Here is a 13,137-nt window from a genome sequence, read left to right on the forward strand (position 1 = left end):
CATCAGGGCAGCATGTTCTTCATCCGTTAGCGTCAGTAATCGTACATTCATTTGGCAATTTACAAAAGTTAAGCTAAATTTGTCTGATTACTTATTCCGAAAAAATTAATAAATCAGGAGAAAAAATAAAACAAAGTATTATTGCGGATAAAAAGATTGACTTTTTAAAATTACAACCTTTATACCAAGATGTGAAAATATTGTTTATTGGTGCACCAAACTCTCTAGGAAAGTATATAGACTTTATGGAGTTTAAAGCAGGAAATCCGATGTATAAGAAAGGAAAAGGGTATCTATATTGTCAGAAGTTACACTATACTGAGTATTTTATTGAGAATATAGTTAAACCGAATTTAGACGCTGATCTCGTTAAAACGCAAAATGATACTTGGCTTGATGCGGAGTCTGGAGAAATATTTGAAATACAGGTCTGGAATAGTGACATCTATATTGTCGCAATATAATTGTTTAAATGTCACAAAATATATATCTATGTTGAAGAATACTTTGATCATTAAGATCCCACAAGACTTTGAGAAATTAATTAGATTTGAGAATACCGAGTGTCTAAATAAGTCGTACAATAGTATTAGTAAATTGAATAAAGAATCTGGAGTTTATTGTTTTTGGTGGCTAAATGAAAAGTGGCTACCGCCAATTGATATAATGGCTAAATTTCAAGGTCCGAAAATATCAAAAGATAAATACGAGAATGATCCAAGCAAATATATCAAAACTAATAATAAAAGTGGTGGGTTCAGTTATTATAAAAAATACGAAGACAACCTCATGAATGACTCTGTCAATAAGGGGTGTAATTCAGATTGTCGGGTCGGCTACGCCGCCTTATTATAGTTTTCTAAAATGATTTTATCCATCCGATTATGTTTACCGCTTTGGTACATGGCCCGGACATTTAGCACGGCCTTAGCACCATTCTGACCCCACCTTTGTCCGGTCTGCTTGCACCGCTGCTGTACTACACTTCGGGCAGCCGATTCGATGGCTCCACTTCCGATCAGGTAACCCTTAGCGCGATAGTCAGCATAGGCCATGCGCGTTAGATTATTGCGCAGATAGGTAGCCAAACTAGTCGCCATTTCAACAACTTTAGGACGATCGTCCCGCAGATACGTCAACACTTCACCAAGAATATCAGTCACCTTGCCGTTGCGAAGTTCGCCCTTCCAACGCTCCAGGACAGCTTGTCGATTCTGTACTTTCGACCAGCAGACAGCCGCAAACTCAGCCAGGTGCTCGAAGGCATGAAAAAAGTCTAGAATGTGGGTGGCTTTGGGAAGCTTACGAGCGACATAATCGACCATCCAGAGCGCTTCGTCAGTGATCACGACCGTAGGCACCCCGGGCTTTTCTCGCTGCTGTGTAGCTTTTACCAGCGGCGTAAACTGTTTGGTAAACTCAGAATAATGGCCTTCGCAGGCTACATACTCTGAGTTCTCTACCCGCCGTCGGTGATTGATCGCTTCGGCGCACTTGACCTCGTTAGACACGATATGACGACCCAGAAAAACGCGTCCTACCTTCGTTTCGTGATACCCATCATCGTAGGGCAACATCACTCCGTCGAACATGGCATAAATGACATCCTCTTGGGGCGGGCCCGCACCCTTCACCACTCGTAAAACTGGCTGTTGCTCTGCCCTGGACAGCGGAGTCGTTAATGCGCGCATGATCGCCTCGTGGCGACCGTACTGTTCGAGCAAACGGCGTCCTTGACTCTTGTTGGCTAAGGGTTGACCCAAAGCTTCGTTCAGTAGCTTAGCCGCCGTGGCGGGAACGACTTCGGCCTCAAAGCGTAGGTAGTGACTCTGTAACAACGGGGAAATGGCCAATCCATTTTTAGGCGGAGACCAGTGATGATTTTTTGCCACGCTTATTTTGCCAAAGGTGGTGGTGAGGACTTTTTTTTACGCCGATCTTTAGACTCATCGTCGAACTGTCGGTCGGCAATGGACCGGCCAAGTTCGTTCATCAAATCCCGTAGACCACGTTCGTAAGCCATCATGTCGGGCGCTTGCTGTAGTTGATTGATCTCAGTATATTTACTTGCGGCAAGTTCTAAGAATTTTTTACGGCTAAGCATCGTGTTTTTCCGTAAAATAAGGAATAATAGCCAAAACGACAATCTGAATTACACCCGTCAATAAGTTAGTCGACACGAAATTTTTCCCATTATATGTTGGCAAGAGCACAGACTTAGGAAAAAGATTGAAGGATCATATAATGCCTAAAATTTTAGATAGATCAAGATATTTTAAAGAAATATTGACATTTAAAGTAGAAGAATATAAGAAAGACAAATCATCTGAGGTGATAGCAAAAAGAAATACGAAATGTCAGTTTCGAGCTGGCATGGAATATATCTATAAAGATGCAGAGAATAACGAGGCATATGAGAGTATATTTAAAAATGTTGGCTTTACTTATGTTTTAATAGATGAAAAGAAATTCAAGCATAGGTTCTATATTGAAGAACTAGCGATCGGTTTATTAAAACCTCCTTTTAACTTCAATGGTCTAATTCAGTTTAAGCCCTTCTTTTACCGTAGTTCCTAATTTTGGGCATCGCTTGGGCAATTAAAGGCGAGTTTAGGCTTATCCCAAACATGGATATTATTCGCAAGGCCTGATGTTCATTGACGTACTCGGTTTTAATGTCCGCGATAGAAAACGGCGTGCTCCGGTGTTCTTCTTGCTCGATATGATGGCTTATTTTGGCTAAAGATCCTACCGTCAGCGAAGCATTGATGTGAAAGTCGATCTTGTCAGCAGTGTAGGCTTGACCGTGTTCTAAGCCTAAGCCTAAGCCTAAGTCTTGCTTAGCATCTCTGAATAAAAATTCTTGATGAAAACGCGCTGGATACATGATTAGTAAGCGCGTGCCCGCTAGTTCCGTGTCGCTACTCACCAACGTACGATGACCAGTTATCCGGCCTTTCTCATCTAGCTGATGGATGATAACTACCCGTGCCGAGCGCTTCCAGGATGGGATATTAACTACGGCGCTGTAGGCTATCCACCGCTGATCCTCATCCTTGCCACAAAGTTGAAAAACGTCCTGGCGCAACTCGCGGGGATTAACCCTGCCATCATACTTTTGGGGTCGACCACGCTTACCCGTCGGTGTACCCTGGTACAAGTAGCGCATGCGCGCATCACAGCGCAGACGACTCACCAACTTGAAGCCAGCTTTGGTCAACTTGTCAACAAAAGGTTGCTTTGAAAAATAAGCGTCCGCTACCAGGTAGGAGGAGATGAGTTTGAGTTGCCTTTGACGACTCAGGATACCTTCGGCGTAATAATCTAATAAAGTTTGCCCTTCACCCCGCGGTAACGTTTGAAAAGCTTCCAGATGGAGGGCCGTACTATCGGCTAAATCAACGGCGGCAATACTACTGATCTCCAAACCGGGCCTTACTTGGCGGGCGGAGCCACTCCAAAACTTAGCTACGCCTTCCGTATAATGACCACTCTTAGGCAGGTAGCTAGGGTCAAAAGCCAGGATACGATCAGGACCTAAAGAACGCAGACACAAGAGGCGGTTGAATGTAAGCCAGTCGAAAGGCTTTGCAAAATTATGGCGAAAAGCACCTTCTCCATAGACTGAATACCGGGCTAGGTTAGCGAAGTTATGTCGCCCACGAATACTGAGCCATAAAGGAAAGAGGAGGAGCAAAAATTTACGTTGCCACTTACCGATCTGAGGCATTTGTTGTAATATTGAGGCAGCGAGGGCAGTAACCTTCGTTAGGCGAGTCATAGCTTAAAAGTGTAGTTACTTCCAAGATACGGCTCGCCGCCTTTTTGATGAAACACATGATTTGGGTTAGATTAAATCGATTCAGACCATTGCAGTAGGGTAGTCATTAAAACCTCCAAAGTTCCATCGTCCAGGATAATCTTGATTAACCGTACGTCTGCATATTCTTCTGCACTGATGATCTCACCCTGTTCTTCGGCGGTTTTACGAGCTCGGTAATGAGGCGATACCCGTACGATGCGCTGTTTATCAGCACTTTGGACAAAGTCTTCTATAATTTTACTGCCCGATATTTTCATGCGAACCAGGCAGTTCGATCCGTGGCGTACGTGCAAAATGGGAAGCGCAAAGCTGGCAAAACCCCGATCGTAGACGGCTAAGAAGTCATCAGGATAGTCTTTAATCCAGGCATAGTTGATCTTCACCTCCGAAGTCGTTCGCGGGTGAAGTTCCACGTCATAGATTATTTTGTTAAGTACGTCGTAGGCGTAAAGCGTTCTGGTTGACGGTACCTGGTTGTGTTGATTACCGTGCCAGCCAAACTCCTCGCCGACGTTGTTATCTTGAGGAAGCCTGTGTCCGCTTCCATCTACGGCCATTACGCGATAGTTTTTCCAGGTTTTGTGGGAGAAACGATGGTAAAAGGAATCGGTAATACTCAGAAAGAGATCACGGAAGAAAACAGGTTTTACGAGTTGTCTTCGCTGTACCAGAGCGGACTTGGTAACGGGTGCGGTACGGAGCCGATCGAAGTAATCATATAACTCGAGGTCGAGACTTTTCCTGAGTAATCCCAGGATCATCGTGACGGTAGTTTTAAAGGTGAGTGGACTCTTCCTGGTAAAGGAGGAGGATGGGAAGTGGAGATACTTTAAGCGCTTAGCTGGGTTTAGCGTAATGAAAGATCTAAGATCGTTGATCGCTTTTGTTATTGGGAGTTGCATGCTGCTAGAAGGCAGAATGGCGGTGTAGGTGTTTGATTTACCATTAGCTTAATGGGCGTGAACACAGCAGGTGTACTACCGACGGGTTAATCTGGGCTACTACGAGTTGGACGATCAGGTGGAGAGTAGTCGTTACTATTGTCTACTGTCAGACCGCGACTTCCCGCAGCGGCAGCGAGATCGCAAAGCCAGGTCCCGCAAAGTAAGTGACAGTTAATTGTCCGTTCTCGTCCCCGCCGCTAAGTTCTTCCGGTCTACGACCTACAGAACTTAGCGGCGGGGACGAGAAAAAAAACCTATATTTGAGCAAGTGATAAAGTGTAACCTAAGTCTCTTGATTTCTGTGTACACAGTCTTTGGTGCACAACAAAAAAAAATTGAAACCCAGTAATTCTAAAATACTAGAAGATATGAATACTCGCAAGTTTTATTTCAGTAATCCTGTTACCTAGTTACGATTGAGAATTATCATCTTTAGATGTTGTTTTTGAAAGTCAGTCTCGAATTCCAATAGATAGTGCCAAAATTTATAATCCTAAATTCCCTGGCTTATTCATATTTACCGATTCAATTGGAATTTATAGATGTGACGATTTTCAGGAGGGAGAAAACTGCTCATATTTTCAATTATATTTTGTAAAAATGGCTACGTGATAAAACTTTGACTGTCACAATTCTTATTTAACTGTGATTTCGCTATTCAGATAATTTAGTAAATAGTAATAGAGCTTTCGTAAACTTACAATTTGATACTATGATTAAAGTATATCTCTACGCGTGTATTGCCATCCTTCTATTTTCATGCAATATAAACCAGAAGATGAGTAGTACTGATTCAAGGATAGTCACCTCAATTGAATCCTTCGCAAGTAAGGAAGACCTAATTCATAGTTTCACTAATAGGTGGACGGGGGTTATTGACACGGCAAGCTCTGTGAGACAAAGTGATGAAGTCTTTTTTCTAATTCATAATTCCTGTTCGGGAATATATTGTCCAAGTTTTTACGTATATAAACATGGTCAATTGAAAAATTCATCATGGAATTTAGTGTTTACTGAAGAATTAACTCGTGATAATGGTGATAAAACTTTCGAACCCAAAAATATTGCTGTTAACGATCAAACTATTGATCTCCTGAATTGGGATCAAGTCATTGTCAAATCCTACCTTATCAATTCAATTATAAAATAGTTCGTAAATACATTACTTAATGTTATACTACTCTAATTTAAAAATAATACTTAATCAAATCACCACTGGAGTTGTTAATGGCGTCTACAATTACTGAAATAGAATAGTACAGAGTTGTTTGGCTTAATAATCAAAGAGTTAACTAAAAGTTCTAAAGCCTTGCGCAAACAGCTAGTACAATCGAGTAGAACCTGGCGTCGTCTTCATACGTTTTTGCAAAGGCGGAGGCGAGCTGCTCGAACTACTGCTGAGTTAGACCCGTAGCGGCTCTCCACTGGCGTTCGCTCCTAATAGACTGATGGCTGATCGGCATACCGTTAATTTTGGACGGAGATAGCTACCTTCGATTATCAGCTAATTAGACACAGACAACGCTATACCTGACCGTATAAATTAGTCAATTCGGTGGTAAATTTGTTCCGCTTGAAATCGTGACGGTGATCTTGCGGGATTAGGACATATCGTAAGTTGGGGCCGCTACCGGATTTTAGCCGTTGTTGCGCCATGCTCTTCGATAGCGGTTGGCTCATGCGAAAGTGGAACAGCTACCAAGGTCCAAATTTGCGGCCATCGGTAGCAACTCAGCAAGTTAGGTTAGTGCGGACCAATCAATGAAAACCAGCTTTTAATATTCACACAGTAATAAGGCGAACTTGAATGCCAGTCTCGGCTTAAAGGATACCAAACCCGTAACTTACTATTTTACAAGACATCCACCCACCGCGAATGAAAAACGTGCTGATCATCGGTGGCGGTCCCGCCGCGCTCCTGTTGGCAGCACACCTGGATGAGAACAAGTTTCACGTGACTATCTGCGAGAAAAAGAAAACGGTAGGGCGTAAGTTTCTGGTTGCCGGAGAAGGCGGACTGAACCTGACGTACAATTCGTCGATCCCTGCGCTCCTTAATCAGTACCACCCCAGTGGCTTTATGGACGCTGCCATTCGTCAGTTCACTAATCAGGACCTGAGAGACTGGCTTGCACGTCACGGAATCAATACTTTCGCCGGATCGAGCGACCGGGTGTTTCCCGATTCTGACCTTAAGCCTTTTGAAGTGCTCAATACGATTACGGACTTCCTATCAGCCACCAAAGTAAAGTTTCAGTTAGCAACGGAATGGACTGGGTGGGATGAACGGGGAGCGCTGCGCTTTCGCGGAAGCGAAGTCATCAGCGCCGACATTACCGTCTTCGCTATGGGAGGGGCGAGCTGGAAGGTGACGGGCTCTGATGGAGCGTGGAGTCGGTTGTTCAAGGAACGCGGGGTAAACGTGCAACCATTCCGGGCAGCTAATTGCGCATTTGCCGTAGACTGGAGTAAGCAATTTATGGCGGCGCACGCAGGAAAACCGTTGAAAAACATCTCCCTGTGCCACAATGACTCGACGGCTACGGGAGAAGTAGTCATCACCACGTTCGGCCTGGAGGGGAACGCCCTTTATGCTCTGAGCCAAGAGGTTCAGACAACGTTGTCGTTCGAAAGTACCGCCACCGTTTTCTTAGACCTAAAACCAACCATGACGGTTGCCCAAATCAGGCATAAGTACGGAAAAGCGAGATCGTCGGACGTCTCGAAAGTGTTGCGCAACGACCTGAATCTCAGCCGCACTTCAGTTGCCCTCCTGAAACTGTTCACGGACAAACGAACGTTCCTCGATCCTGAATTGCTAGCGGTAACGATCAAGTCCGTTCCCATCGTGCTGCAGTCCCCCGGTGAATTAGACGAGGCGATCTCAACGCTGGGTGGCATCGCCCTGGACGAAGTAGATGGCAATTTCAAACTAAGGAAACTGCCAAATAGTTACGCCATTGGCGAAATGCTGGACTGGTTCGCCCCCACCGGAGGGTACCTGCTGCAGGGCTGCTTCAGCATGGGTGTTGCACTAGCTAATCACCTGAATGAATTGCCGACGGATACGAATCCGTAGTGGCGGTCCGCCCCGCTATCTTGCCGGGCGCGTCGGTAGCCGACACGCTTAGGCGGGGGCACGTCACACAATACCCGGCGCGGCGGTGTTCTGATGGTCAAATAACTAAGTTATGCAACGTTACATTCACTACGCCGCAACCCTCTGCACCCTGCTGATTCTGCTGAGCTCCTGTGGCCGCTACCAAGCCAGTGAAAATTATCCACCGGCGGGGGATGAATTCGTCGCGGCCAACGACTTGAGCCAGCGATTTTTGCAAACGCTAAAGGACGGCGGAGACGCCAGTTCCGTGGTTACTCAATTGGAAACGTACGATCCCAACGTCCTCGCCGCCGACCTTAGTAACCGGGAGCAGCAACTGGCCTTCTGGGTGAACACGTACAATGGAATGGTACAGTACTTACTTACGGAGGATCCGGCGCTGTTTGACGATCGGGGCGCCTTCTTTTCCACCCCCCGGTTCACGGTTGCTGGCCACCTGTTTTCACCCAATGAAATGGAACACGGCATTATCCGCGGTGGAGAGAATCGACTTGGGTTAGGATTCTTGCCGCAGTTTTTCCCCAATAAATTCGAGCGTACTTTCAAAATTAAGGGTGGGGACTCCCGCGTCCATTTCGCACTCAATTGCGGCGCGGCCGACTGCCCCCCGGTGGAGATCTACCGACCGGAAACCTACAACGAGCAGATCGACAACCGCGTAACCAAGTACCTCGCCAAACATTCGGAAATCAAAACTGAGGGGGGCGACCGGGTGCTTTACACGAGTCCACTCTTCTCCTGGTTCCGTGGTGACTTTCGCGACCAGGGTGGGATCGACGAATTCCTGATCAACTACGGTGTCCTCACTGAATCAGACAAGGATGTGAGCCGGCAATACACCGATTACGATTGGACCTTGAAGACGGGTATTTGGGCGGAAGAGTAGAAGTATTAGGCTCGTAGGCGGTAGGCGGTAGGCTGTACTCTACAACTAACTATGTCTTCTCTAGTTACCTACCGCCCACCGCCCACCGCCCACCGCCCACCGCCTATAAAACGCTCAGCCTCAATTTCGCGAATGCACCCATCAACACTGCTCTTAATCCTGCTACCCCTCTGCACCAGCGTCCGCGCCCAAATCCCCGACAGTCTCGTGCTGCCGGCCGCTACCGTAACCGCGTTCGGGGCGAAAAATCGCGATCAACTACCCGCCGCGAGTCTCCTTATTCCACGGGAAGAATTGCGGCGCTACGACCGTTCTTCGCTGCTGCCTGGCCTCAACGTCATGCCCGGTGTCCGCTTTGAGGAACGCGCCACGGCGAGCTACCGGATCGCCATTCGCGGGGCCAGTTTGCGCGCACCTTTCGGCGTCAGAAATACCCAAGTGTACTGGAACGGAATTCCCTACGGAGAACCGGGGGGCGACGTACCGCTCAACTTTCTCGACGCCTCGAACATCGATCGGGTAGAGGTGCTGCGCGGGCCAAGTGGCGGATTTTATGGTCCGGGTACGGCGGGGACAATTCTATTAAATACGGACATTGATGAGGGCGCGGTCCCGATAGCTATCGGGAGTGCAGAGAAGGTTGGAATAGGAGCAAGCCTGACCGGCGGTAGCTACGGTTACCTGCGGGGCGACCTGAACCTGACCGGTAAAAATGCCGACAAGCAACTCCGCCTCGGCTACCAACAAATCGACGGTTACCGCGACCATTCGGACATGAATCGCTTTACCGCTCAGTACAGCCAGACCCTGAATCCAGGCCGGACAACGACTAAATTCCACGCCCTGTACACCGACCTGAGCTACCAACTGCCCGGTGGCCTCAACGCCGACCAGTACGCCGAGAATCCCCGGCAGGCCAGGCCCGGAAGCGCCGACAAAAACGCCTCCATCAACTACCATAACCTCCTACTCGGACTGACCGACGAGCGCTACTACGGCCGCTGGAAATTCGAGACTGCCCTGTACACTTCTGGCTTCTACTTCGACCACCCTTTCAACTTCGACTACAAACGCGAAACCAATCTTGCCGCCGGTGGCCGCATCGCCGCGCGCCGCCTCCTCACCGACGAACTCGACCTCACGTTCGGACTGGAAAACCGCCGGCAGTTACGCTTCGCCAATAACTTTGAAAACCCCGACGGTACCCGCCCCGGTGACCTCAACTTTAGCGACGAAATTATCTCTAACGAAGCTCTGTTATTCTCCCAACTCCGCTACCAACCCGGTGCGTGGGACGTCACGCTCGGCCTGTCCTCCAGCCGCCTGGCTTACGACATCGACCGCACCTTTTCGGTGAACGACGACCGGGGAGAAACTAACTTTGTCACTGACCGTCCCCTGAGCGTCCGCCTGGCCGTTGGCCGCAGCATCGGTGACTTACACTACCTCTACGCCAGCCGCACCGACGGCTTCAGCCCGCCGACACTAGACGAATTTCGTACTAACGAAGGCAGCATCAATACCGGTCTGCGGCCGGAAGTCGGTACTAACTACGAGATCGGCTACCGGATTAGCTACCGGGGCTTCTCCGCAAATGCCACCGCCTTTCACTTCCGACTACAGGAGGCCATCACCACCTTTTCCGACGAACGGGGTACCCAGCTTTTTCGCAACGCCGGAAAAACTACCCAAAACGGGCTCGAACTACTCGCGCAGTACGCCACCAGCTTCGGGCGGAATAAATACCAACTCAACCTACTCGGTTCCTACACCTATTACGACTTCACCTACGACGAACTCCGGCGGGGCGATAGTGATTTTAGCGGCCAGACTATTCCCGGCGCCGCGCCCCACACGACCAACCTCCAGGTCGTGCTCAGGTACGATCAGCGCCTCGAAATTTCGGTGCTCCACAACTACGTCGACGCAATCCCGCTTAATGATGCCAACGACGTTTTCGCCGATGCGTTTCACTTGGTGCGGGTGAGCGTGAGTTACGACTTCGGTAAGCTAACGGTCTTTATGAGCGGGGCAAATCTACTCGACCAAAAAATGAGCTTCGGTAACGACCTCAACCCTCAGTTCGGTGGTCGTTATTTCCAACCCGCAGCGGGGCGGACCTGGCAGGTGGGGGTGACGGTCTTGGGTCTTTAGTCTGTGGTCCAGGGTCTGTGGTCTAAAGTCTCTGGTTGGATACTACCACAGACTTTAGACCACAGACCACAGACCACAGAACAAATTATACTCGAATAATTCTAGCCCGCAACCGCCCATCAATTTGGATACTACCGCAGACTCTAGACCACAGGCCACAGACCAAATTATTCCCGAATAATTTTCGCCCCCAAAGCCCGCAGCCGCCCATCAATATCCTGGTACCCCCGGTCGATCTGGTGAATGTTGTCAATCTGGCTGGTTCCCTCCGCCGAAAGCGCCGCGATGAGTAGGGAAACACCCGCGCGAATATCCGGCGACGACATTGAGATGCCGCGTAAAGGAGCCCGTTTATCGAGACCGATGACCGTCGCCCGGTGCGGATCACAAAGAATAATTTGCGCACCCATGTCGATCAACTTATCCACGAAGAACAGGCGTGACTCGAACATCTTTTGGTGAATCAACACCGAGCCTCGCGCCTGAATGGCCGTCACCAAACAAATACTCATCAGGTCGGGCGTGAAACCGGGCCAGGGCGCGTCGTAGATTGTCATCAGACCACCGTCGATGAAGGACTGGATTTCGTAGTGGTCCTGGGCGGGGACGTGGATGTCGTCGCCGTTGATGTTGAGCTGAATACCCATCCGCTCGAAGGTGCGCGGGATGATACCGAGGTTCTCGACGCTGACGTCCTTAATCGTGATATCCGAACCCGTCATGGCGGCCAGACCGATGAAGGAACCGATCTCGATCATGTCGGGCAGCATCCGGTGTTCCGTTCCGCCGAGGGTTTCGACGCCCTGAATTTTGAGTAGGTTAGAACCGATGCCCTCGATCTTGGCACCCATGCGGTTGAGCATTTTGCAGAGTTGCTGCAGGTAGGGTTCGCAGGCGGCATTGTAGATCGTCGATTCTCCCTCGGCCAGGGCGGCGGCCATCACGACGTTCGCCGTGCCGGTGACGCTAATCTCATCCATGTGGATGTAGGCACCCTTGAGTCCGTCGGTTGTGAAGGAGTAGATGAAGCGTTCCGCGTCGTACTTAAAATCCGCGCCGAGGGTTTGCAGGCCGAGGAGGTGGGTATCGAGCCTTCGGCGGCCGATTTTGTCGCCGCCCGGTTTGGGTAGCGTGGCTCTTCCGTAGCGGTTCAGTAGGGGCGCAATCAGCATCACCGAGCCTCGGATGTGTTGCGCGTCGCGGACGTAATCGGCGCTCTGCATGTAGGCGACGTCGATGTTTTTGGCGGTGACGCGGCAGGTGTGGCGGTCGATGCGCTCGACTTCGGCGCCGAGGCCGGTGAGTAGGTCGAGAAGTTTATTGACGTCCCGGATGTCGGGCAGGTTGGTCAGTAAAACCGGCTGGTCGGTCATGAGCGTCGCGCTGATGATTTGCAGCGCCTCGTTTTTTGCCCCCTGGGGGACGATCTCGCCGGCGAGTTGGTGGCCGCCTTCCACAATGAATCTTCCGTTGTCCGTCATGGGCGCGAAGGTAGTGTTTGCGGTTAATTGATTGGCGCTTTGTCTTTGTTGCTGCTGAATTTGGTTAAGCATGACCTTATTTCGTTTGGTGATGCAGCAAAGAAGGGGGCGCTGGCGCGGGTGCCGGGGGATGATCGAGGAGCCGTGGGGATTGGGCTACTATTCGTTACCACATTGCCAGTGTTTGACGGGATGGTCAGTAACGGAAAATCGTGTTTTTCGAAGTCTACATCGACGTACGGAAGATAGCCGCCTTCATCACCTGATCTCGTACGACATTACGTACCGTTTGCCGTATACGCGCTGCTTAAACAAACTATTACGCTCGTCTAAGAGCTCCGTAGGTCCATCGCGTTCGCCCACCATGATTCTCCGCACCCCCCGCATAGCAAAATTGCTACCGGCCTGGAGGAAGTAGGTATAACCCGGCCTGGCCGAAAAGGTGTATTCCTTTCCATCAAGTAAATACTGCGTAGCCTCAGTGGGCATTTCCTGGTAGGCATTGTAGGTGATGTTACCAGTAATTTTTCCTTCTAGTACCCGGTAGTGTGTCGTATCCCCCAATCGCTCGTAAGTGCTAATCGTAACTTTAACGGGGTAATTCTGGGGGTTGCGCAGGTAATAATTGACCGGAACGGAACAGGCAGTTAAAACGCACAGCGCAACGAGGGAAACCGTCGAAATTATCAAATGACGAAAGGACATTTCGGGCTAATTTAATGAGTGTC

Annotated in this window: 10 protein-coding genes and 1 pseudogene; 6 read left to right on the plus strand and 5 right to left on the minus strand. The window is 49.2% G+C overall.

What is annotated here, in order from left to right; genetic code table 11:
- The first annotated feature begins 191 nt into the window (after nucleotides 1-191).
- Both GGR27_RS00005 and GGR27_RS00010 read left to right on the plus strand, forming a co-directional pair.
- Nucleotides 192-464: a hypothetical protein gene (locus tag GGR27_RS00005; protein ID WP_168035346.1), complete on the plus strand. Its 273-nt coding sequence runs from the start codon at nucleotides 192-194 to the stop codon at nucleotides 462-464.
- 28 nt (nucleotides 465-492) lie between these two features.
- On the plus strand, nucleotides 493-855 hold the full coding sequence (locus tag GGR27_RS00010; RefSeq protein WP_168035347.1) for a hypothetical protein: 363 nt from the start codon (nucleotides 493-495) through the stop codon (nucleotides 853-855).
- Here GGR27_RS00010 and GGR27_RS00015 read toward each other — a convergent pair.
- Nucleotides 837-1,913 (minus strand): annotated as a pseudogene (locus GGR27_RS00015) (UPF0236 family transposase-like protein); the annotation flags it as partial. The gene GGR27_RS00010 and the pseudogene GGR27_RS00015 overlap by 19 nt on opposite strands.
- Nucleotides 1,914-2,151: 238 nt before the next feature.
- On the opposite strand from GGR27_RS00015, the gene GGR27_RS00020 reads away from it, so the two are divergent.
- Entirely contained in the window at nucleotides 2,152-2,577 is a 426-nt protein-coding gene (locus tag GGR27_RS00020) for a GIY-YIG nuclease family protein (protein ID WP_320060335.1), read from the plus strand.
- On the opposite strand, the gene GGR27_RS00025 is transcribed toward GGR27_RS00020, so the two are convergent.
- The gene (locus GGR27_RS00025) at nucleotides 2,549-3,781 is read right to left on the minus strand and encodes a transposase (protein ID WP_168035350.1); all 1,233 of its coding nucleotides are present in this window, start codon (nucleotides 3,779-3,781) and stop codon (nucleotides 2,549-2,551) included. The genes GGR27_RS00020 and GGR27_RS00025 overlap by 29 nt on opposite strands.
- Before the next feature lie 71 nt (nucleotides 3,782-3,852).
- A complete protein-coding gene (locus GGR27_RS00030; RefSeq protein WP_168035351.1) occupies nucleotides 3,853-4,584 on the minus strand; it encodes a transposase in 732 nt (243 codons plus the stop codon).
- A gap of 2,059 nt (nucleotides 4,585-6,643) precedes the next feature.
- Between GGR27_RS00030 and GGR27_RS00035 the strand changes: the two genes are divergently transcribed.
- The 3 genes from GGR27_RS00035 (at nucleotide 6,644) to GGR27_RS00045 (ending at nucleotide 10,928) form a co-directional block, all read left to right on the plus strand.
- Nucleotides 6,644-7,846: a BaiN/RdsA family NAD(P)/FAD-dependent oxidoreductase gene (locus GGR27_RS00035; RefSeq protein WP_168035352.1), complete on the plus strand. Its 1,203-nt coding sequence runs from the start codon at nucleotides 6,644-6,646 to the stop codon at nucleotides 7,844-7,846.
- Nucleotides 7,847-7,958: 112 nt separating this feature from the next.
- Entirely contained in the window at nucleotides 7,959-8,774 is an 816-nt protein-coding gene (locus tag GGR27_RS00040; RefSeq protein WP_168035353.1) for a DUF547 domain-containing protein, read from the plus strand.
- Nucleotides 8,775-8,906: 132 nt separating this feature from the next.
- Nucleotides 8,907-10,928 carry a TonB-dependent receptor domain-containing protein gene (locus GGR27_RS00045; RefSeq protein WP_168035354.1) on the plus strand — a complete coding sequence of 674 codons (2,022 nt, stop codon included), beginning with the start codon at nucleotides 8,907-8,909 and terminating at the stop codon, nucleotides 10,926-10,928.
- A gap of 167 nt (nucleotides 10,929-11,095) precedes the next feature.
- Here the strand turns inward: GGR27_RS00045 and murA are convergent, their stop codons facing one another.
- Both murA and GGR27_RS00055 read right to left on the minus strand, forming a co-directional pair.
- Complete coding sequence (murA, locus tag GGR27_RS00050) at nucleotides 11,096-12,409, minus strand: UDP-N-acetylglucosamine 1-carboxyvinyltransferase (RefSeq protein ID WP_168036352.1); 1,314 nt, start codon at nucleotides 12,407-12,409, stop codon at nucleotides 11,096-11,098.
- Nucleotides 12,410-12,667: 258 nt separating this feature from the next.
- On the minus strand, nucleotides 12,668-13,114 hold the full coding sequence (locus GGR27_RS00055) for a hypothetical protein (protein ID WP_168035355.1): 447 nt from the start codon (nucleotides 13,112-13,114) through the stop codon (nucleotides 12,668-12,670).
- Nucleotides 13,115-13,137 lie beyond the last annotated feature (23 nt).

The organism is Neolewinella antarctica (assembly GCF_011927835.1).
In the GTDB taxonomy this organism is placed as follows: domain Bacteria; phylum Bacteroidota; class Bacteroidia; order Chitinophagales; family Saprospiraceae; genus Neolewinella; species Neolewinella antarctica.

What these genes read in the sequence shown, in the direction of transcription:
- GGR27_RS00030 (WP_168035351.1), bottom strand. Translation starts at nt 4,584, where the DNA reads ATGATCCTGGGATTACTCAGGAAAAGTCTCGACCTCGAGTTATATGAT.
- GGR27_RS00010 (WP_168035347.1), top strand. Translation starts at nt 493, where the DNA reads ATGTTGAAGAATACTTTGATCATTAAGATCCCACAAGACTTTGAGAAA.
- GGR27_RS00055 (WP_168035355.1), bottom strand. Translation starts at nt 13,114, where the DNA reads ATGTCCTTTCGTCATTTGATAATTTCGACGGTTTCCCTCGTTGCGCTG.
- GGR27_RS00035 (WP_168035352.1), top strand. Translation starts at nt 6,644, where the DNA reads ATGAAAAACGTGCTGATCATCGGTGGCGGTCCCGCCGCGCTCCTGTTG.
- GGR27_RS00040 (WP_168035353.1), top strand. Translation starts at nt 7,959, where the DNA reads ATGCAACGTTACATTCACTACGCCGCAACCCTCTGCACCCTGCTGATT.
- GGR27_RS00045 (WP_168035354.1), top strand. Translation starts at nt 8,907, where the DNA reads ATGCACCCATCAACACTGCTCTTAATCCTGCTACCCCTCTGCACCAGC.
- murA (WP_168036352.1), bottom strand. Translation starts at nt 12,409, where the DNA reads ATGACGGACAACGGAAGATTCATTGTGGAAGGCGGCCACCAACTCGCC.
- GGR27_RS00025 (WP_168035350.1), bottom strand. Translation starts at nt 3,781, where the DNA reads ATGACTCGCCTAACGAAGGTTACTGCCCTCGCTGCCTCAATATTACAA.